This is a genomic window from Dyadobacter frigoris (genome assembly GCF_005280585.1).
Classification (GTDB): Bacteria; Bacteroidota; Bacteroidia; order Cytophagales; family Spirosomataceae; genus Dyadobacter; species Dyadobacter frigoris.
Map to the genome: position 1 here is coordinate 144,570 of NZ_SZVO01000002.1, position 21,225 is coordinate 165,794.

Consider the following 21,225-nt stretch of genomic DNA (forward strand, 5'->3'; position numbering starts at 1 on the left):
AGGCGACAAAATGTAAAAAAAGTACGTAAGCATGAGCCATATCAATTACTGGTCAGTACGCGCATCACTTCCGCTGAGGAATTTATGCCGGCGTGAATGAGAAAGGGCCAAACGATTGACTTGTATTTTAGCGCTGTGTAACTCAGGACAACACCGTAAACAAGCTGAGGTAAGACATAAAACGGATAAAGAAAGAGGATAGATCCGTCAATGGGCGCAAAATTTCTGATATGAACCAGGCCAAAAGTGATGATCGAAAACCAGCATGCATAATTGTAAAACTCCTTTGGTAACACGGGCGTCTCTGACCGGATTGAAATATGATTATAAAAAAACAGCATAACCAAAATTGATACGACAATAACCTCATATTGAAAAGAAGAGAAGTAAAACCGATGGAATTTCGTGATTGTGTCAATCAGCAAAAAAACTGAGATTAGTTGTAAATAACGCGATTCCAGCAAGAGCATAAGCCGAAAAACACCTTCCTCGATAAAAGGCCCGACCAGGCAAATATCTAAAACTGCGCGCACAGGAGTCGTAGATTCACGAAATGCTTGCCTGTTGTGTGCCAGGTTTTCCAAAACGGAGATGTTAAGTAAAAGTTTAAGCGGCATTTCGATCAAAAATATGACTCCTATTAAAACTACAAATGAAGAACCGATACAGAAAAATACTGCCCTCTTCACGAAGTCAAGTTTTCCTGGCACTGTTTCGCCTTGACCTTTGCCAAAAGATGAATAAGGATTTCGGGAAAATTCGAATAAAATTTTTATCATGTGTATAGTGACCCTAACGGACCGTACCTAAAAAATTCGCACCGCAATGTAAAAACTCTCCCCGAAATCTTATTACCCTGTTCTACACTATTTTAATCAAAGATTGATTAAAATATTCCTATATCGATTATACTGAAATTCCGCTGGCAGAAAAGCCAGAAATTGAGAAGAAGATAAGAAAACCACCGTAATATCGCCGCTAAAATTCGACGATATTAATCTACAAGAAAGGGAGCAAAATTTTAAAACCGAAGAAAATTGAAAAGCAGAAAAGCAGAAAACTACTCCCCTAACCCGGCCCAATCCTCCGGCTCATGCAGAAAAACATTATAATCCACAAAACCACGAATCCCGTCCGCCCAGCCTTTTTCGCTATGCTGCCAGAAAAGAACGTGTGCATCGGAAGCAGGGTCGTCAATGTGATTTCTTGAATAACCGGCCAGCCAGAGCGGATAATCATCGAAGTTTCCGGCAATGTATTTTTTGTAAAAATGTTCGTTCACATAAATAATCGGTCGCACACCATAGTGTTTTTCAATCAGCACGAGCCAGTTACGGACGCCTTTGACGATGATATCGTTTGGCTTTCTGGCGTCTGTTTCAAGGTCAAGCACAGGCGGGAGGTCCCCGGGAAGCAATTGCACCTGCCCGATAAAATTGTCCACCTGCCTGTCGGACATTACGCGTGGATTGTAAAAATGGTAAGCGCCCCGTTTCATACCTACACGCTTTGCTTCCTTCCAGTTACGCTGAAATTCCCGGTCCAGGTGCGTGGCTCCTTCGGTGGCTTTTATATACACAAAGTCTATCCCGACCTCGTCCGTCCGCGAATTTTTTAATTTATCCCAGTTGATACGCGCATTATGATGCGAAACATCAATACCATGTACCGCATATTTTAGCGGAAGTTTGATCCCGAATTTTGCAATATAAGTCCAGCGATTTTCGTCCTTGCTATCATTCCACCACACCAAACCACCAATCAGCAAAACAATTCCTGCTATGATCGCCCAGCCTTTCAGAGGCAATGGTTTCAGATAGTCGGGCTTACCCACTGTGATACTTCGCACTTTCTTTTTTGTCATACGCCGGTAAAAGTACGAAAAGATAGGAATGATTTTCTGTCTTGCAGTCGTTGAAAAAGTATAACACCTCCTGGGTTACGTCAAAACATGGTAGAAGGTCACCTACTTTTTAGATGTTTTTCAATCAAATATTGAATATTCTAATCATATTCCGGTTACCAGAGCAAAACAAGCTAAAATAACATCGTTTTCTGATTTTTAAGAGTGACCCATTAAAATCCGGTTAGTCTAATCAAATGTAGCATATATAATTCTGGGTATGGATAATACAAATAAGACGGACATGAAAGAAGAAAATCTTGAAACCATCGGAAGGAGAATTAGAAAACTTCGCCATTTACGCGGTTACAAACAGGAAATCATTGCCCGTGAAATCGGTCTTAGTCAGACGGCATACAGCAAAATAGAAACCGGAGATACAAACCTGACCATCGGAAGAGCATCAGAGATTGCAAAATTTTTCGGCATGTCACTTACAGAATTATTGTCGTGGGAAGAAAACGTCTTAAAATAAATTCTATTTCTTGTGTGACGCTTTTATTAAAGTAACGTCTACATAAGGAATTTAAGGAAACTGTTTTAAAAACACATTATACACACCATTAATTAAAGCATACCTTTTACACACACTTTTTAAACACTTCATCAACAAACTTTATTAACACTACTTTACCATTTTACACACACTTAAATCCGGTTTTAGAAACAATTATTGTTTTTATAACCGGATTTTTGAATTATTTCCACTTCTAATATTAAGATCCTGCAATTTCGCCATTCATCGAAATATCAGGCCGCTTATGTACTTTGCATTGCATAGTACCTAGCATAACACTTACCTTTATCATGTTCTTTAAGAACAACACATCATAAACCTTTAAATACTATTAGCCATGAAAACTTCATTCAATTCCGCAATTATCACAATTTTACTAGCCATAACTACAATTTTCTCTGCAAACGCAGAAGACAAAGAGGTAAAAAAAGTAACAGGATTCGATTCCGGTATTTATGCTTCCAAAGATGGAAAAATTAAAATCAACATTGACAAATACAACAATGCCAGCACAGCGATCCTTCTTCAGGATTCAAAAGGCAAAATTATTTACAGCGAAACTGCCGGTAGAAATGCCAAAAAGCTAAGACGTGAAATTGATGTAAATGAATTAAAAAGTGGGGACTATATCCTTGAAATTTCGAGCAAAGGAGAAAAACAAACCAAAGTTTTACAATTAACCGAAAAAACTACGGAACGTGCTGTTACTGTTAACTAGAATTTGGAATGAAAAATGAAAGCAGGAATTAAATGACACGGTGGCCATAATTCCTGCTTTCTTATTTTCACGTCGTTACTCTTTTCTTACATAACTACGTTCACTATACGTTTAGGAACTACGATCACTTTTTTGGGTGTAGCTCCGTCAAGCCATTTGATTACAATTTCGTTGGCGAGCACTTCTTTTTCAATTTCCGTTGCTGCGGTATCCAGTGCAAATGGCAAAGTCACACGCACCTTTCCGTTAATCTGGATCGGATATTCAAAGATTGCATCTACAACGTATTGCTGTTCCCATTTTGGAAAAGCAGCTTTTGAAACTGTTCCTTTTTCGTTCCCTAATGCATCCCAAAGTTCTTCGCTCAAATGCGGTGCGTAAGGAGAAATCAGGATCACAAGTTCCTGCAAAATCGCTCTCTTATTGCATTTCAAACTTCCCAGTTCATTCACACACATCATAAATGCACTTACACCGGTATTGAAAGAAAAGTGTTCAATATCTTCTTCAATTTTCTTGATCGTTTTGTGCAAAACACGCAATTCTTCCGGTTTCGCCGGCTCGTCTTTTACAAGCCATTGTCCCTGATCATTGTAAAATAAACGCCAGAATTTACGGATGAAACGGTAAGTACCATCGATACCGTTTGTATTCCATGGTTTTGCCTGTTCCAACGGCCCCAGGAACATTTCGTAAAGACGCAAGGTATCGGCTCCGTATTTGGTAACGATATCATCCGGGTTTACAACATTGAACTTGGATTTTGACATTTTCTCAACCTCAACACCGCAATGATATTTCCCGTCTTCCAGAATGAATTCAGCATTTTCTCCGGCTATATCAAGTCGTGAGGCTTTAAATTTTTCAATATCCAGAATATCATTTTCAACGATATTTACATCCACGTGTAAGGCAGAAACCTCATATTGAGATCTCAAACCAGCGCTTACAAAAACAGGTTTGCTGTATTCATCACTTTTTACACGATACACAAAACTGCTTCGCCCCTGGATCATGCCTTGATTAATCAGTTTTTTGAACGGTTCTTCTTCCGGTACAAAACCTCTGTCTTTCAGGAATTTATTCCAAAAACGGCTGTACAACAAATGCCCCGTTGCATGTTCCGTTCCACCGATATACAAATCTACATTTCTCCAATAATCGATCGCTTCTTTGGATGCAAACTCATTTTCATTTTTCGCATCCATATAGCGGTACCAATACCAGCTGCTTCCCGCCCAACCCGGCATGGTACTAAGTTCGTATCCGTTTCCACTGCCATGCGCCCAACCAGCTGCGCGTCCTAACGGCGGCTCACCGGTTTCTGTTGGTAAATATTTGTCAACTGCCGGCAAATTCAGCGGCAATTCTTCTTCTTTCAACAAATATGGTAAAGGTTCTCCGGTGCTGTCATTTTTATAGAACACAGGCACAGGTTCTCCCCAATACCGCTGACGACTGAAAACGGCATCACGCAAACGATAATTAATTTTTCCTTTGCCGACACCTTTTTCTTCCAGCCACTGCACCAAAACTTTATTGGCCTCATGGAAAGTAAGCCCGTCGATCATACCGGAATTGATATATTTCCCTTCCTTGGTATTATCAGACTGAACTTCCATATCCTTTTGAGAATCAAGAATTGGGATAACAGGCAAATCGAAATGTTTTGCAAAATTCCAGTCACGTTGATCACCCGACGGAACCGCCATAACCGCACCTGTTCCATAACCTGCCAAAACATAATCCGCTATATAAACAGGGATTTTTTCATCGTTAAAAGGATTTATCGCATAAGCACCTGTGAAAGCACCAGAAACCGTTTTTACATCACTGGTACGATCACGTTCCGAACGTTTTTTGGTCAAATCGATGTAAGCATCAATATCCGCTCTTTGCTCAGGCGTGGTAATTACGTCCACAAGTTCATGTTCCGGCGCGATAACCATAAAGGAAACTCCGTAAATCGTATCAACACGTGTTGTGAAAACCGTGATGATTTCTTCACCCGCAGCGCCTTCTTTGGAAGTTGCAACAGGAAATTTAACCAAAGCCCCAACCGAACGACCGATCCAGTTTCTTTGCTGTTCCTTCAAAGATTCCGTCCAATCTACCTGATCAAGTCCATCCAAAAGTCGTTGCGAATAAGCAGTAATCCGCATCATCCACTGACGCATCAGTTTCTGGATTACCGGAAATCCGCCACGTTCCGAAACACCATCTTTTACTTCATCATTTGATAAAACAGAACCTAAACCAGGACACCAGTTCACGGTAGCATCCGCTACATAAGTAATTCTGTATTTCAGCGTAATCTTATATTGTTCTTCTTCCGACCAGGAATTCCATTCTTCAGCCGTGAAAGAAGGAATATCTTCATCACAAGCAGCATTTACACTTTGATTACCGTCTTTTTCAAATATGGCAACAAGCGTTTCAATTCTTTCTGCTTTTTGCGCGTCATTATTATACCAGCTTTCAAAAAGTTCGGTAAAAATCCATTGTGTCCATTTATAATATGACGGGTCAGAAGTACGTACTTCACGGCTCCAGTCATAGCTAAAACCCAGATTTTTTAATTGTTCAATATATCGGGTAATATTTTGTTCCGTAGTAATTGCCGGATGCTGACCAGTCTGGATAGCATATTGCTCAGCCGGAAGGCCGAAACTATCGAAACCCATCGGGTGCAAAACGTTGAATCCTTTCAGGCGTTTGTACCGTGAATAAATATCAGAAGCGATATATCCAAGCGGATGACCTACGTGCAAGCCGGCACCGGAAGGATACGGAAACATATCCAAAACATAATACTTGGGAAGATCTGACGCATTTTGTACACGATAAACCTCATTGGCTTCCCAAAAATTCTGCCATTTCTTTTCGATTTCCCGATGACTATATTCACTCATTCTTTCTCAACAATTTAGTCTAAAATTAACTTTGCCCTTTACAGCCCGCAAAAATAGCGTTTTTGATTGTATTCGTCCTTCTTTTACCTCAATTCATATCAATTTTAAGTTTCGAAACCGGGCTTAAATTTCATGACTATTAATGCCTTACAACTTCCGCATCTTGTTTTGTTCCTATTTTAATTGTGACCGAATTGATATTTCCTTGTATAATGACTGATTTTCAGAAAAAGCGCCAGGCCAAAACTTACAATAGGCCTTGTAGAAACAAATGCACACATTTTAAGTCTGAAATGTTGTTATGGCAAGGGCATAGCTTTTTTATACTTCATTATAAAAACCAATTATAGTTCATCAATTAATTAGAACAGATTATGAAAAAGGTATTATTAATAGCACTTTGCGCAATTGGAATCAGTTTTTCCGCCTCAGCACAATATGATCCGGCTTTTCGGTTTGGTATCAAAGCAGGTGCTAATTTATCTAATGTTAATGGTAATGACCTGGCTTTAGGATCAGGTACCAGTGCCTTTAATTTCAAAGATAATTCTGATCGGACGCTTGGTTTTGCAGGCGGGGTATTTTTCCGTTTCGGACGTAATTTTTATATTCAGCCAGAGCTAATGCTTTCTCAGAAAGGTGCAAAATTCGACTTTGACAATTCAGTGAATGACGGTAAAGTTGATGTAAGATTTTCCAATCTGGATGTACCGGTACTTTTCGGTGTACGCATTGCCAAATTCTTCCGTATCAATGCCGGTCCAATGGCTTCTTACAGATTGTCGAGCAACGGAAAACTTAATGATTCCTTTAATGACGCTACAAAATCGGATTCAAAAGCTGAATTTAATGACAAACTTGCTTTTGGTTACCAGGCTGGTGTAGGCTTTGACTTCGGACGTTTAAGTCTGGATGTGCGTTATGAAGGAAATTTCAACGATATTGTTAAAATCAATTACAATAACGCAACGACTGCATCTCAATTCGGCAAAAAAAGCAATTTGTTCCAGGCAACTTTGGGCTTTGCAATTTTCTGATATGAGTCAGAGTTAAAAGAAAATAAAAAGAAGGGCTATTCAACAGAATAGCCCTTTTTCTTTTGTCAAAATAATAGAATTTTGAATATCATGCTTTATTTATTTTGTTCATTAGGGAATTGATTGAGATAAAGTAATTTTGCCGTTTGAATTATATCATTTTCATTTCTTTTGATATATTTTCAGTAATACCAGAAACAACTTAACTAATAAAGTGGCTTTAAATACCGACAACGTACGACTGGTTTTTGGATTAAAACTAAAACAGCTTCGCCTTGACAAAGGGCTGTCGCTGAATGAACTTTCCCAAAAGTCGGGGTTGTCTATTTCTTATATTAATGAAATTGAAAAAGGAAAAAAATATCCTAAATCAGACAAAATCATTGCCCTGGCCGGCGCGATGGATGTCGATTATGATACACTTGTTTCTTTAAAGCTCAGCAAAAGGCTCGAACCGATTTCCGAATTATTAAGCTCAAATATTCTTACCGAACTTCCTCTTGAACTTTTTGGAATTGATCCGGCCAGTTTACTGGAATTATTGTCCGACGCTCCAACCAAAATCAGCGCTTTTGTTGGCACACTCATTGAAATTGCAAGGAATTATAACATGTCAGTTGAGAAATTTTATTTTTCTGCTTTGCGGACTTATCAGGAAATGCACGACAATTGTTTTGAAGATATTGAGCTGGAAGCCGAAAGGTTTATGGAAGAAAGGGGAATTCCGGCTGAGAAATTACTGGACGAGAGCTATCTGGCAGAAGTTCTTAAAACAGAATATAACTATAAAATTGAGGATATAAATGAAAAATTAAATCCTGAATTCGCCAGCGTAAGATCGTTGACGATCACCCGTCCGCAAGGAAACCGGCTGCTGATCAATGTCCATCTTTCCTCTGTACAACGTGCATTTATTTATGGACGTGAAATCGGATATGTATATTTAAAACTGAAAAACCGGCTGCATACCACGGCGCTAGTAGAAGCCGAATCTTTTGAACAGCTGTTAAATAACTTCAAGGCGTCCTATTTTGCCAGTGCGGTAATCGTAAAACGCAGCTTATTAATTCCAAAACTGAAAGATTTTTTCGCGCTTACCACCTGGCAACCCGAGAAATTGGTTGCCCTGGTAGAAGAATTTAATACCACACCGGAATCTTTCTGTTATCGACTCAGTAATGTATTACCTACAAATTTTGGTATCAAACAGATTTTCTTTTCCCGGTTCAACAATTTTGCCGGACAAAATCTTTTTGAAATGACAAAGGAAATGCACATTTCACGCAAGCATAATCCGCATACCGTTAAGGACGAACATTATTGCAGAAGATGGATTGCGTTGACGGTTTTGAACGATCTTGCAGAATCGGTAAAAAATAAAACCTACGTCAATACTATTTGTAAAGCACAGAAATCCAGATACATAGACACTCAGGACAATTATCTGATCATCAGTTTCGCACAGCCGACAGCCACAACACCTAACCTGAATGTCAGTGTTTCCATGGGCGTATATCTGGACGATCAAACCAGGAAAACCATACAGTTTCTTGACGATCCTTCAATCCCTTCCAGAGATGTGAATGAAACTTGTGAAAGATGTTCTCTTTTTGATTGTAAGGAACGTATTGCAGCGCCTGTCATTTTACAGAAAAAACACAAAAATGAAGAATTGAGAAAGGCGCTGCGGCGACTGATTAATTAACCCCGAAAAAGTAGTAATGAATCCGTTTCTAAGAGATCAGTTTTTGTTACTAACCTTAAATAATTGTTATAAAGGTATTAGAGCAAGAAATTTCAGAAAAAAAACTTATTATTGTCTAAAAGAATTTAATTTCTAATAAGCCGGTTATTCAATAATTTTCTCATTTGCTCTAAAAATGGATTTATTAGAATATTCTTAAAAAAAGAACGATTGCCATGTTCCGTTAACCTTCCGTCTTATCTTTGTAAAATATTTGCAGACATTATGCCCGGTACTTACGCATTTGAGGATCTTCTTTTAAAGCTTTCCACGCCATTTTATATTTCCCTGATTTGTCTGGAAATATTTATCACGTACCGGTCGCACAGAGTTTCGTATTCTTTAAAAGATACTTTTACCAACGCAGCTTTAATGCTCATCAATGGCAGCATTGATCTTCTTTTCCGGGCTGTTTATGTTGGTATATTGATCTGGTTTTATAATGTACGGATTATCGAGCCAATCACCAATCCGTACATTTACTGGTTTGCCTTATTCCTTTTTGAAGATCTTACATTTTATACTTTACATTACGTGGATCACCACAGCCGCCTTTTCTGGGCAGTTCATGTTACGCATCATTCTTCTGAACATTTCAATCTGACGACAGGTTTTCGTTCATCCGTTTTTCAGCCGCTTTACCGGTTTGTGTATTTTATTCCTTTGGTATTAATCGGTTTTAATCCGGCAGATATTGTGATCATGTACTCGCTGACGCAGATTTACGGCATTATTGTCCACACAGAATACATTGATAAACTTGGTTGGTTGGAATATATTTTTGTTACACCTTCGCACCACCGCGTTCATCACGCAAGTAATGTTCAATATCTGGACAAAAATATGGGTATGTGTCTTATCATCTGGGACAGAATGTTTGGTACTTTTCAGGAAGAAATGCCGTCCGTTCCTCCACGTTACGGACTAACAAAAAATACGGAAACAGACGGATTATCCGAAACTGTTTTTCATGAGTGGAAAGAAATCAAAAAAGATTTTGAGCAGCCTATTGACTTCACAACAAAATTAAAATATCTGATTAAAGCTCCTGGCTGGTCACCTGACGGTTCCAGACAAACCAGCAAAGAGCTTCAAAAAGAAATCCTTGAAAAGGGTCCGACAAACGAAATTGTTATTTGAAAGCAGGATTTCCCGTAATTTCAGCCCCTAAAATCAGCAGGTGAATATCATGCGTTCCTTCATACGTCGTGACAGATTCCAGATTCATCATGTGCCGCATAATCGGGAAAGAATCAGTAATTCCCATGGCTCCTAAAATTTGGCGCGCATCTCGGGCAACCATCAAAGCCATTTCGACATTGTTCCTTTTGGCCATAGAAATTTGTGAGGTTGTAGCTCTTCCTTCATTCATCAGAATCCCCAGGCGCCAGGCAAGCAATTGTGCTTTTGTAATTTCGGTAAGCATTTCCGCCAGCTTTTTCTGGATTAACTGAAACGAACTGATTGGTTTATTGAACTGAAATCTTTCTCCGGAATATCTAACCGCGGTTTCGTAACAATCCAACGCAACACCGATTGCTCCCCAGGCTACCCCGTAACGAGCATGGTCAAGACATTGCAAAGCCGCTTTCAAACCTAACGCATCCGGCAGAATATTTTCTTTGGGAATAAGTACTTTATCAAAAACCAGTTCGCCGGTAGCACTTGCGCGCAACGACCACTTTCCATGAATGGTTGGTGTTGAAAAACCTTCCATTCCCCTTTCCACGATCACACCTTGTACACGGCCATCTTCATTTCTGGCCCAGACAATCGCTATATCAGCAAACGGGGCATTTGAAATCCACATTTTAGAGCCATTCAACAGATAACCGCCCTGTGTTTTTGAAATATACGTTTTCAGTCCGCCGGGATCAGAACCATGATCTGGTTCTGTTAATCCAAAACATCCTAATATATCTCCCGATGCCAATCCTGGTAAATATTTTTGTTTTTGTTCTTCTGAGCCAAACTGGTAAATCGGCCACATCACCAGCGAACTTTGCACTGAAACGGTTGAACGCATAGAAGAATCTCCACGCTCAATTTCCTGGCACATCAGTCCGTAACTTACGTAATCCAGCCCACCACCGCCATATTCCTTTGGAATTGTTGGACCAAAAACACCCAGCTCTCCAAATTTTTTTACAAATTGTTGCGGAAATTCTGCACGCTGCGCATATCCTTCAATGACAGGTTTTATTTCAATATCTGAAAATTCTTTCACAACCTGTGTTATCAAACGCTGTTCCGGCGTGAGTAATTCTTCTATTTGAAAAAAGTCGGTGGTCAGCATAAGCAATTCATTTAGATGGAGAAGAATTTGAAACTTACTTCTTTTTTCAACTGAAAAAACCTTACCAAAGCATTGCAGATTTCACAGAAATCCAGTTTTTATCAAAATATGATTTCAGAAACATATTTCAAATCAATTTTATGCGCCTCTGCCGCACTCATTGTTTTCGGTGAAATTTTTTCCAAACACTGCTCTAAAACCCAATGTGGTCTAACATTCATTTCTTTCAGTCGGCTTATCAAAAGCTTATAATCAATATCACCTTCACCAAAAGTTTCCTGCCAGATTCCTCCTTTGGATTGTCTCAAATGCAGTTCAACAATTCGTGTTCCATACAATTTAACAATATCAAACAATGCAATCTGAGAATCGCCCGAGCCGCGATAGACCCAATGCACATCAAGACAAAGCGATACATTTTGTGGATTTGTAGCTAAAAGCATATGATGAAATTCCCTCGCGGCAGCGCGTAATTCAACATCATGTGTATGATAAGCCAAAGTCATTCCCCGTTTTCTCAACTCAGCACCCAACAAATCAAGGTTTTTCGCCTGTTCGGTAAGTTGCGCATCAGACTTATTTTGTTGTCCGCCCCATTGAATCGGGTTTGGATTTGTTACCACGATTTTTGTATCAGCAGGTTTCAGCGCATCAGCAATAGACAATACGGTCTGTATTGATTTTTGCCCTTCGTCATGTTCATGCAAAGAACTGTTGACATAAACTGAAGGCATTAATAATTTATGTTTTTGAAGTAACGGAAGAAGTTTTTTCACATCATCGACCGTGTTCAAACCCGGTTCATAGGCCTTCAAACCGGTTGAAGCGAAATCTGCCAGAGACGAATCCAGATCCGAAAACCAGTCTTTTCCTTCTCTTTGGTAAAAAGTTATCCAGTCGTATTGATTACAGGAAATGGGGAAAGAATTTATATTTCCCTTTGAAAAAACATTTTCGGGAAGCAAAGCAGAAGCCGCTAACATAGCAGCTGAATTGATAAACTGACGACGGTTTGACTTCATACTTTTGACAATTTAGAACAGACAAAATGCTTTTTAAACATAAAGCCAGATTTAAATCATACTTACCATGTTTTTTAAAGCTAAAAGCTTACCGCTAATTGCCAACAGCTAATTATTCATTTACCGAAATCGCCAGCATATACCACGCTGCATGAGGAAGCCACTGCTCCGCCCAGCGCCAGTCATTATCCATACCCGTTTTGGCATATGACAAATTGAAATCAATATCGTCCTGATTAGTCAATCCGGAAGTGATTCCATTGGCTATTCCGCCAGGCGCATTGGTATATTCAAAAGTTCCGAAAAAACCGTAGGTTGGATTGTTATGTCCCGAACCTTGCAGCATACTTACGTCATAAGGATTTAATCCCAAAATCCAGTTTAACTGATCCAATGCAAAAGTTTCAAGACTATTTCTGAATGTTTTGTCGTCATTAAATAACGGAGCGGCAAGTCTGGCAGCGGCTGCAATGGAAGCCAGCCTCGCATTTTCTCCCTGCCACCAGGGCGAAGCGTCGCTCCCATGCGGGAAGAAAAATGTTGTGCGTTTATTTCCGATCGTATCCTGCACGAGCTGGCGACTATAACCAAATGGATTATTTACATCATGGGTAATTTCCAGTTCATGCACCAGCGATTTTCTGATTGTTTCTTTAACTTTCACCCGATCAGCCGATGTTGCCAGAGGATAATAATAGGACAGACTGGCAATAGGAAATCCTGCATCGGATGGGTGGAAAAACGGCCGGTCTTTTTCATCAGCACGCCAGTAGTTTGTTTCCTTATTCCATGAAGTCAACCTTGAAATCAGATTATTAGCACGTTTTGCCGCTGCTTTCGCATAAATCTCTTTTCCAGTCGCCTTGAATAATTCCGTGGCTGCGGTTAGTGCGCAATAATCGTCCACAATGTTTTCCTTACCATCGTTCGTCATTTCAACATTATGTTTTTCCAAAAAGCCAAATGCTTTTTCAGCGGCAAGAAGGTAATCTTTATTCGTAAAATCACCCGAAGAATCATATACAGAAGCCATCGCCAAAGCAGCAATACTCACACCTCCGCCAGAACGGTAACTTACCTGATATTTTTTTAAATCATTCGATTTGTCGCTATCACTAAATGCCTGTCCTTCTGTTTTTTTGATACGATAACTTTGATCTTCTGCGCGAATTACCCGGTCTTTCGCAAATTTACCAGCGCCGGGAGCGGAAACAGAACGATAAAAAGATCCGTCTTTGGCCTGCATCCGCACCAGATAATCTGCGCCATACATGGCTTCATCCAATAATCTTCTTTTATATTGACGAAAATCATTTCCCTTTCTTTTGGCTGAAAGTTCATAGGTTTTAAACAAAGTCCAGGCCGTCAGCGATATTTGTTGTGGATTGAAATAGGAAGAAAAAGTAAGGTGTGATAAATGTTTTCCATAATCGCCCGACGCGTCATACCAGCCACCGTGGGCATCGATTGTATCTTTTGGATGACCTGACAGTATCAAAGTCCGATCGGCTTTGTCCATTAGTCCTGAACTCCGCTGACCTTTAAAATAATAGACAACATTAGAAAGTGTGGATTGTTCCAGAACGTTTTTATCAATGATGAAAGGATAAGAAGCAATCGTATTACCCAAGCTAACCGCTTTGATCAGATAATTTCCTTTTTTGGAAAACGAACTAAAATCAATCGTCCAGAAAAGCCAGTTTTTCCATTTACTAACAGGACCGCTGAATACAGGTTTTCCTGAAAACGCAACTTTCCCAGTTTCTGCATCAATAAGTTGAAAGGCAGAAAAATCCAGTTTTTTTTCGCTGATGAGTATAGCTTTCTTAGATTTTGAATCTTCATAACCGACATGATTCGTCAGGATTTTGGCGGTTTGTGCTCTTAAAAAAAACGGAACACAAATCAGGAAAAACAGAATGGTCCATTTTTGTTTGGAAAGATTTATCATCAAGGTTCAGGAGTTATGTTTTTGATACAATATCGCTCAAAATTATAGTATCAGGCATACGGGGTATGAAATCTTCTTTCCTACCAAATTATTTCTTAAAGTAAAACAGACTTATAAGTATCTGATTTACAAAATATTTCAACTTATTATTGCTAATAATAATTTTTTTAGTCACTTTTAATATACTAATAATACTACTCACGTATTCCTGCCAAATCCATGAAAAAATTCTCTATCCTACTTTTCGCTACTTCGCTGTTATTTAGCACATTGAGCTGTAAAGATAATGATGACGATAACACGCCAACGGTACCAACAGATATCAACAACCCATTAAAATCAGGAGAAATATCAGTTCCTGTAAAAGCAGATCCTTCGTTCAGCTGGGCACCTGCCACCGGCTCAGTCAATCTTGGTGATCTGAAAGTAAATTCTACTAACGAACCTTTAATGATTTCTATTGGTGAAGGTGTTGAAGCTGGTTATCGGGATGGAGGTTTGTATCGTCAGGGACAACTGACATCCTATCCGAATTTGGTTGCCCGCCAAATGGGACTTGCCGGTTTTGACCAGGCACTTTTTGAAAAGGAAAACGGCAATGGCACTGGATATCTTATCAAAAAAAATTCAGCCGCAATTCCTGTTTTTGATGAAGTCACTAACAATCTGGTTTATACGGAAAAAGGCTCCGCACTTATGAAACCTTATTCGGGAAAGATCACGGACAATTTTTCCGCACCTTTTGGCGGACGCAATATATTCGCTGCAAACCCGGCGCAAGAACTGGCATATAAAAATAATTTCTACATCAATAACCCGCAGCCCGCTTATCTTTCAAATACCAATTATTTGTGGGTAAACGGTTATGTAAATGCCTCACTTTTTAGCAGATACGTGGGAGCCGGATACAATTCCGCATGGGAATATGCCAAAACCATTACTCCTGAAATTGCTTTATTCGAAACTGGAATTGATGCTTATATATTAAATAATTTGCGTGGAGGCGGAAGTGGATTATTCGGTGGAAGTGAATTTGCCTGGGAACGGCAAATTCTCAATTATCTGAAAGAAAAAGGCACAAAATCAATATTAGCCACGGTGCCGGAAGTGCTTGATTTTCCATATTTCAAATGGTATACTTATGAAAATCTGATCAGGAAAACGGGCAAGCCAATTGGTATCCAGGTCAGCGATGTCTCAACACCCGCAGCAGCTACATCCGATATTATATTTCTTCCAACGACGAATGTGGTCAATCTTTATAACGGCAATTTCAAGTATTCCTATCTTACCGATGAAGATGTGATCAGAAAAGATGAAATTTCGAAACCCGAAAAATATAACGAGCTATTGCTCATGTGGTCAAAACAATACAATCAGCCACTTGTCGATTTTTATGCTGTCTACAAAAAAGTGGTTGCAGGAAATTATGTTTCGGAAGACGGTTTTAAAATTGACCCATCCTACCCTAATGGAAATTTCTTTTCCGCCGATGGTCTTTACCCTTCTGCTATTGGTCAGGCTGTGTTGGCAAATGAAGTGATCAAGGTTTTGAACAGCAGTTATCGGGCTCAGATACCGTTGATCAATATTAGTAATTACGCCGCTGAAATGTCAAAAGTCAAATAGTTCTGAACCCGGTCAAAAGCCTCCTTGATTTTTGGCCGGGTTTAAATATTAAAATTCTTATATTTGCATTATTAAAGGATAAATCCCTTTCTATAAAATGCAGCACAATCTTTCGCTTACACTCTTACCAGAAATCGCTCTGGATGATGACGCTTTTCGTCAGTATATTAATAAAAAACTTAATCTGCGGGTTACTGATCAGCCTTTTATCAGGAAAACACGCCAGTCCATCGATGCCCGAAGCCGACAGGTAAAGGTCAATGTACAGGCAGAAGTATATGTCAATGAACAGCCGCCTTCGCTGATTGAAACGCCTCTGGATTATCCTGATGTCAGCAATCGGCCAAAAGCATTAATCGTGGGTTGCGGCCCGGCTGGTATGTTTGCGGCTTTGCGTTTGATTGAACTTGGTATCAAACCAATTCTTTTTGAACGTGGAAAAGATGTGCGTACAAGACGGCGGGATCTGGCTGCTATCAATAAAGATCATGTTGTAAATCCGGAATCCAATTATTGTTTTGGAGAAGGCGGTGCAGGAACTTATTCAGACGGAAAATTATATACACGTTCCAACAAACGCGGTGATATTCGGAGAGTTCTGGAAATATTCGTTGGACATGGCGCCAATGAACAAATCCTGATCGATACGCATCCGCATATTGGTACGAACAAACTTCCGATGGTTGTTTCCGAAATGCGGAAAAGTATTCTGGAAGCCGGTGGAGAAATTCATTTTGACACAAAAGTTACTGACTTCATTTTAGAAGGAAATACGCTGAAAGGCGTTATTACGGATGATAAAACTGAGCATACCGGAATTGGTGTGATTCTTGCCACCGGACATTCCGCCAGGGATATCTATGAATTACTGGACCAAAGGAATATCCTGATTGAAAGTAAATCTTTTGCGATGGGCGTTCGGATTGAACATCCGCAAAGTGTAATTGACCAGATTCAATACCACTGCCAGACCGACCGTGGACCTTATCTTCCGGCTGCTTCATATAGTCTTGTTACCCAAACACGTTACCAAGGCGTTCAGCGGGGCGTTTTTTCATTTTGCATGTGTCCCGGCGGATTTATTGTTCCTGCGGCAACTGCATCCGGAGAAGTGGTCGTGAATGGCATGTCTCCCTCACGTCGTGATTCTGCTTATGCCAATTCAGGAATTGTTGTTTCCGTGGAAGATGTAGATTTATTGCCTTATAAAGAATTTGGTGCTTTGGCTGGTTTGCAATATCAAAAAGAAGTTGAACAAGCTGCCTGCAAATTGGCAGGAGAAACACAAACGGCCCCAGCACAACTTGTTAATGATTTTATCAACAAAAAAATATCCGGAGAACTTCGCGAAACTTCTTATCAGCCAGGAATTACGCCGGTTGATTTATATGAAGTCTTACCTCCTAATATTGCTTTCCCGCTAAGAGATGCCTTCTCAGATTTTGGCAGAAAAATGAAAGGATATCTATCCGGCGAAGCACAATTAATTGGCGTGGAAAGCCGCACATCTTCACCGGTCAGAATTCCGAGAGAACGTGAAACCTGTGAACATCCGGTCGTGAAAGGACTTTTCCCTTGTGGTGAAGGTGCCGGTTATGCAGGCGGAATTATGTCTGCTGCGATGGACGGACAAAGATGTGCAGAACAACTTGTCGGGCTATACGCTTCGGTATAAAGCACTCATTTGTCTTACATAAAAATATTTAGTATCATTGTTCAAACACCAGAATCTTTCGTGGAACGTTATTAAAATGCGTGAAGCGTTGAGTTGCTGCAACAAAATACCGACACCAATTAAAATTAATTATAAACGCCTCTATGGCTCAGGGATCTTTCTCGGTTTTCACGAATGAATTATTTCAAAAATTAAAAGATCCGCTTCCCGGTGAATCTGCCCATCAGGTTATGCAGTCGTCTTCCAAACTGAGATTTACTGTTAAACCTAACGAAAGAACCAGAAAAAGTGCCGTATTGATTTTGTTTTATCCCTATGGCAATGAAATTTATTTCCCGCTGATTTTACGTCCCGCTTACGATGGCGTACATTCCGGCCAGGTAGCTTTTCCGGGAGGCCGTTATGAAAAAACAGATGAAAATCTTATCCGGACTGCGTTGAGAGAGGCCCAGGAAGAGATAGGTTTACGCCTCAATGATGTAAAAGTCCTGGGGATATTAACTGAACTTTTCATTCCTGCCAGCAATTTTTATGTTTTGCCTGTTGTTGCCACCATTCCGTATCGTCCTGATTTCTATCCGGATCCAAGGGAAGTTGAGGACATTTTCCAGATAAAATTAAAAGAAATCTCCGACGTATCCATAATTGGCACCAGTGAAATTCAGATCCGTGGTGTGCAGATTGTTGCACCGCATTATGAAGTGAATGGATACAAGATATGGGGAGCAACGGCGATGATGATCAGTGAGCTTCTGTCGGTCATTGGTACCGTAGATTTGGAAGTTTGAAACTGGGAAATAATCCCTTTTATTCCTATATTAGCGAGTATTTTCATCCATGCCTCCCGGCTTTCTTCGTACATTTTAATCCTGAAAAAATCGATTATCCATGTGCGGAAATCCGATAAGAGGTTGATCTTACTTAAATTTTTACAGCATATAAACCCTTAGTTTCCGCCTTAATTTATGGACGAAAACGGAGCTACGCCTAACGTAGAAGATAGCGAATTACACAGTCAGTTACCCGTCTCGGGCCTTTACGAAAGTTGGTTTCTTGATTATGCCTCTTATGTAATTCTGGAACGTGCAGTACCTGCCATTGAAGACGGTTTAAAGCCGGTTCAGCGCAGGATACTTCACGCTTTGAATGAAATGGATGATGGCCGTTTCAACAAAGTTGCCAACGTGATCGGTTCTACCATGCAGTATCACCCGCACGGTGATGCTTCTATTAATGATGCCATTGTTAACCTTGGGCAAAAAGAACTGCTTTTCGACACACAGGGAAACTGGGGCGATTTGCGCACCGGCGACCGTGCCGCGGCAGCGCGATATATTGAGGTTCGACTTTCAAGATTTTCCAAAGAAATTGTTTTCAATAGTGATACTACCGAATGGCAGTTATCCTACGATGGCCGGAAGCGTGAGCCGGTTACCCTTCCTGTAAAATTTCCACTTTTATTATCTCTGGGTGTTGAAGGAATTGCGGTTGGACTTTCAACCAAAATATTACCACACAACTTTTGCGAGCTGATTGAAGCCTCGGTAGATATTTTGCAAGGCAAGGAAGTTATCATTTATCCTGATTTTCTTACCGGCGGACATATTGACGTATCCAATTATGGAGACGGACATCGCAGCGGAAAGGTACGTGTAAGAGCCAAAATTGAAGAGGAAGACAAGAAAATGCTTGTTATCCGGGATATTCCGTTTGGCACTACGACTTCTTCTTTGATCGATTCCATTATCAAGGCTAATGACGGCGGAAAAATCAAGATTAAAAAAGTTGTTGATAATACCGCCGCTGATGTGGAAATCCAGGTGCATCTGGCGCCAGGCGTTTCTCCGGATATTACCATCGATGCACTTTACGCATTCACCGAATGTGAAGTTTCCATTTCTCCGAATGCCTGTGTCATTATTGAGAATAAACCTCACTTTGTTGGCGTTACTGATATTTTGCGGTACAATACGCAGCAGACGGTTCATCTTTTAAAGCGTGAACTGGAAATCCGGAGACTAGCATTACTAGAAAAGATCCTGTACGGTTCGCTGGAAAAAATATTTATTGAAAACCGTATTTACCGGGACATTGAAGAATGTGAAACTTTTGAAGATGTAATCCGGACCATAGATAAGGGCCTTGAACCTTTTAAACCACAGTTTTACAGGGAAATTACCGACGAAGATATCGTTGAGCTTACTGAAATCCGTATCAAACGTATTTCAAAATATGACGGATATAAAGCGGATGAACTGATGCGAAAATGGCAGGATGAACTTGCGGAAACGGAAGATAACCTGGCCAACATTACTCGTTTCGCAATCGATTATTTCAAAGATCTTTTAAAAAAATACGGAAAAGGCAGAGAAAGAAGAACGGAAATCAGAGCGTTCAACCAGATCTCGGCCAACGTTGTTGCTGCCAATAACCAAAAACTTTATGTCAACCGCATAGAAGGTTTTATCGGTTACGGGCTGAAAAAAGATGAATACGTCATGGATTGCTCTGATATTGATGATGTTATCATTTTCAGAAGTGACGGAAAATGTTTGGTCACCAAAGTTCAGGATAAAGTATTTGTAGGAAAAGACATTATCTATTGCGCCGTTTTCCTCAAAAATGACGAACGGAAAGTTTATAATGTAACATATCTTGATGGGAAAACCGGTGTTTCTTACATCAAAAGATTCCAGGTTACGGCTGTTACACGCGACCGGGAATACGACCTGACACAGGGTACGCCTAAATCAAAAATCACCTATTTCACTTCCAATGAAAATGGTGAAGCTGAGATCATTACCGTAAGCCTTACAGCGCAGAGCAAAGCAAAAGTGAAACAATTCGATTTCAACTTTGCTGATCTGCTGATCAAAAACCGGAGCGCGATGGGAAATATCCTGACAAAATATCCTGTCCGTAAAATTGTAATGAAACAAGCTGGCCGGTCTACTTTGGGAGGAGTCGATATGTGGTTTGATCCAATCATCGGCCGTCTGAATCGCGATGAACGCGGGGAATATCTTGGCAATTTCGGATCAACGGACAGTATTCTGGTTATTTACAAAGAAGGTTCTTACGAGCTTACCAATTTCGACCTGACCAATCATTATGTTTCCAATGAAGTTTTACTGGTCAAAAAGTTTGATCCGAAACTTCCGGTTACAGCTTTGTATTATGACGGTGGACAAAAACATTATTTCATCAAACGTTTCACGATAGAAACTTCTTCGCTTGACAAGAAATTCCTGTTTATCAGTGATGCGAAAAACAGCAAATTAATTCTTGCCTCTGCCGACAAACGTCCGCGTTTTGAGGTAGTTCATGCCAAAAATGAAAAACGCGATCAGCTGCATGAAGAATTTGTTGTGGAAGATCTTGTTGATGTAAGAGGATGGAAAGCAATGGGTTACAAGTTAGCCATTGATAAATACAAAGAAATCCGCTGGTTGGAATCTCTGGCCGTTTTAGTGGAAGATGAGCTGGTTATCGACATTCCGGATCTTCATCACGAAACGGAAAAAGGCGATAGCGAAACAACAGAAAATAACGAAATACAGGAATCTGAAAGCAGTGAATCCGAAATAAATCAGGAAGAAACTGAGCCAGAAAATACGAAGGATGAGGACGTTCAGGATGATTCCAAACAAAAAAAGGAATCAAAAAAAGGCACTGATCCAAAATCACAACTCGGTCTGTTTGAATAACATGTGTGTCAAAAAAACACATGTTATTCAAACGTTTTTCGACGGTTAGCAACAAAATACCATGTTGCAAGCGTATAGAAAATAAAACGACAAACTGTGGAAGACTTGCAATAC

At 40.0% G+C, this 21,225-nt stretch carries 15 protein-coding genes; 9 read left to right on the top strand and 6 right to left on the bottom strand.

Annotated elements, in window-relative coordinates; all coding sequences use genetic code 11:
* Window positions 1–41: 41 nt before the first annotated feature.
* A complete protein-coding gene (locus FDK13_RS04400) occupies window positions 42–779 on the bottom strand; it encodes a CPBP family intramembrane glutamic endopeptidase (protein WP_137338778.1) in 738 nt (245 codons plus the stop codon).
* Window positions 780–1,060: 281 nt separating this feature from the next.
* Window positions 1,061–1,864 (bottom strand): glycoside hydrolase family 25 protein, encoded by an 804-nt coding sequence (locus FDK13_RS04405; RefSeq protein WP_137338779.1) that lies wholly within the window; start codon window positions 1,862–1,864, stop codon window positions 1,061–1,063.
* Between the two features lie 259 nt (window positions 1,865–2,123).
* Here FDK13_RS04405 and FDK13_RS04410 point away from each other — a divergent pair, with 259 nt between their 5' ends.
* Window positions 2,124–2,378 carry a helix-turn-helix domain-containing protein gene (locus FDK13_RS04410; protein WP_137338780.1) on the top strand — a complete coding sequence of 85 codons (255 nt, stop codon included), beginning with the start codon at window positions 2,124–2,126 and terminating at the stop codon, window positions 2,376–2,378.
* Window positions 2,379–2,757: 379 nt separating this feature from the next.
* Window positions 2,758–3,138 carry a T9SS type A sorting domain-containing protein gene (locus FDK13_RS04415; protein WP_137338781.1) on the top strand — a complete coding sequence of 127 codons (381 nt, stop codon included), beginning with the start codon at window positions 2,758–2,760 and terminating at the stop codon, window positions 3,136–3,138.
* An 86-nt stretch (window positions 3,139–3,224) separates the two neighbouring features.
* Here FDK13_RS04415 and leuS read toward each other — a convergent pair whose 3' ends face one another.
* On the bottom strand, window positions 3,225–6,050 hold the full coding sequence (gene leuS, locus FDK13_RS04420) for a leucine--tRNA ligase (protein ID WP_137338782.1): 2,826 nt from the start codon (window positions 6,048–6,050) through the stop codon (window positions 3,225–3,227).
* Window positions 6,051–6,424: 374 nt separating this feature from the next.
* On the opposite strand from leuS, the gene FDK13_RS04425 reads away from it, so the two are divergent.
* The 3 genes from FDK13_RS04425 to FDK13_RS04435 all read left to right on the top strand — a co-directional run bounded on the left by FDK13_RS04425 (window position 6,425) and on the right by FDK13_RS04435 (window position 9,971).
* Complete coding sequence (locus tag FDK13_RS04425; RefSeq protein WP_137338783.1) at window positions 6,425–7,087, top strand: porin family protein; 663 nt, start codon at window positions 6,425–6,427, stop codon at window positions 7,085–7,087.
* A 214-nt stretch (window positions 7,088–7,301) separates the two neighbouring features.
* Entirely contained in the window at window positions 7,302–8,792 is a 1,491-nt protein-coding gene (locus FDK13_RS04430) for a helix-turn-helix domain-containing protein (RefSeq protein ID WP_137338784.1), read from the top strand.
* Between the two features lie 264 nt (window positions 8,793–9,056).
* Window positions 9,057–9,971, top strand: coding sequence for a sterol desaturase family protein (locus tag FDK13_RS04435; protein WP_137338785.1), 915 nt, complete (start codon window positions 9,057–9,059; stop codon window positions 9,969–9,971).
* Here the strand turns inward: FDK13_RS04435 and FDK13_RS04440 are convergent.
* From FDK13_RS04440 to FDK13_RS04450, 3 genes are all read right to left on the bottom strand, one after another.
* Window positions 9,964–11,127 carry an acyl-CoA dehydrogenase family protein gene (locus FDK13_RS04440; RefSeq protein ID WP_137338786.1) on the bottom strand — a complete coding sequence of 388 codons (1,164 nt, stop codon included), beginning with the start codon at window positions 11,125–11,127 and terminating at the stop codon, window positions 9,964–9,966. The genes FDK13_RS04435 and FDK13_RS04440 overlap by 8 nt on opposite strands.
* A gap of 101 nt (window positions 11,128–11,228) precedes the next feature.
* Window positions 11,229–12,149, bottom strand: coding sequence for a sugar phosphate isomerase/epimerase family protein (locus FDK13_RS04445; RefSeq protein ID WP_137338787.1), 921 nt, complete (start codon window positions 12,147–12,149; stop codon window positions 11,229–11,231).
* 112 nt (window positions 12,150–12,261) lie between these two features.
* Window positions 12,262–14,100 carry a glycoside hydrolase family 9 protein gene (locus tag FDK13_RS04450; protein WP_137338788.1) on the bottom strand — a complete coding sequence of 613 codons (1,839 nt, stop codon included), beginning with the start codon at window positions 14,098–14,100 and terminating at the stop codon, window positions 12,262–12,264.
* Between the two features lie 219 nt (window positions 14,101–14,319).
* On the opposite strand from FDK13_RS04450, the gene FDK13_RS04455 reads away from it, so the two are divergent.
* From FDK13_RS04455 to FDK13_RS04470, 4 genes are all read left to right on the top strand, one after another.
* On the top strand, window positions 14,320–15,729 hold the full coding sequence (locus FDK13_RS04455; protein WP_137338789.1) for an SGNH/GDSL hydrolase family protein: 1,410 nt from the start codon (window positions 14,320–14,322) through the stop codon (window positions 15,727–15,729).
* 97 nt (window positions 15,730–15,826) lie between these two features.
* The gene (locus FDK13_RS04460; RefSeq protein ID WP_137338790.1) at window positions 15,827–17,404 is read left to right on the top strand and encodes an NAD(P)/FAD-dependent oxidoreductase; all 1,578 of its coding nucleotides are present in this window, start codon (window positions 15,827–15,829) and stop codon (window positions 17,402–17,404) included.
* 143 nt (window positions 17,405–17,547) lie between these two features.
* The gene (locus tag FDK13_RS04465) at window positions 17,548–18,192 is read left to right on the top strand and encodes an NUDIX hydrolase (protein WP_137338791.1); all 645 of its coding nucleotides are present in this window, start codon (window positions 17,548–17,550) and stop codon (window positions 18,190–18,192) included.
* A 177-nt stretch (window positions 18,193–18,369) separates the two neighbouring features.
* The gene (locus tag FDK13_RS04470; RefSeq protein ID WP_137338792.1) at window positions 18,370–21,111 is read left to right on the top strand and encodes a DNA gyrase/topoisomerase IV subunit A; all 2,742 of its coding nucleotides are present in this window, start codon (window positions 18,370–18,372) and stop codon (window positions 21,109–21,111) included.
* The last annotated feature ends 114 nt before the right edge of the window (window positions 21,112–21,225 follow it).

What these genes read in the sequence shown, in the direction of transcription:
- FDK13_RS04410 (WP_137338780.1), top strand. Translation starts at nt 2,124, where the DNA reads ATGGATAATACAAATAAGACGGACATGAAAGAAGAAAATCTTGAAACC.
- FDK13_RS04470 (WP_137338792.1), top strand. Translation starts at nt 18,370, where the DNA reads ATGGACGAAAACGGAGCTACGCCTAACGTAGAAGATAGCGAATTACAC.
- FDK13_RS04460 (WP_137338790.1), top strand. Translation starts at nt 15,827, where the DNA reads ATGCAGCACAATCTTTCGCTTACACTCTTACCAGAAATCGCTCTGGAT.
- FDK13_RS04445 (WP_137338787.1), bottom strand. Translation starts at nt 12,149, where the DNA reads ATGAAGTCAAACCGTCGTCAGTTTATCAATTCAGCTGCTATGTTAGCG.
- FDK13_RS04440 (WP_137338786.1), bottom strand. Translation starts at nt 11,127, where the DNA reads ATGCTGACCACCGACTTTTTTCAAATAGAAGAATTACTCACGCCGGAA.
- FDK13_RS04450 (WP_137338788.1), bottom strand. Translation starts at nt 14,100, where the DNA reads ATGATAAATCTTTCCAAACAAAAATGGACCATTCTGTTTTTCCTGATT.
- FDK13_RS04400 (WP_137338778.1), bottom strand. Translation starts at nt 779, where the DNA reads ATGATAAAAATTTTATTCGAATTTTCCCGAAATCCTTATTCATCTTTT.
- FDK13_RS04455 (WP_137338789.1), top strand. Translation starts at nt 14,320, where the DNA reads ATGAAAAAATTCTCTATCCTACTTTTCGCTACTTCGCTGTTATTTAGC.
- FDK13_RS04465 (WP_137338791.1), top strand. Translation starts at nt 17,548, where the DNA reads ATGGCTCAGGGATCTTTCTCGGTTTTCACGAATGAATTATTTCAAAAA.
- FDK13_RS04425 (WP_137338783.1), top strand. Translation starts at nt 6,425, where the DNA reads ATGAAAAAGGTATTATTAATAGCACTTTGCGCAATTGGAATCAGTTTT.
- FDK13_RS04405 (WP_137338779.1), bottom strand. Translation starts at nt 1,864, where the DNA reads ATGACAAAAAAGAAAGTGCGAAGTATCACAGTGGGTAAGCCCGACTAT.
- FDK13_RS04415 (WP_137338781.1), top strand. Translation starts at nt 2,758, where the DNA reads ATGAAAACTTCATTCAATTCCGCAATTATCACAATTTTACTAGCCATA.
- FDK13_RS04435 (WP_137338785.1), top strand. Translation starts at nt 9,057, where the DNA reads ATGCCCGGTACTTACGCATTTGAGGATCTTCTTTTAAAGCTTTCCACG.
- leuS (WP_137338782.1), bottom strand. Translation starts at nt 6,050, where the DNA reads ATGAGTGAATATAGTCATCGGGAAATCGAAAAGAAATGGCAGAATTTT.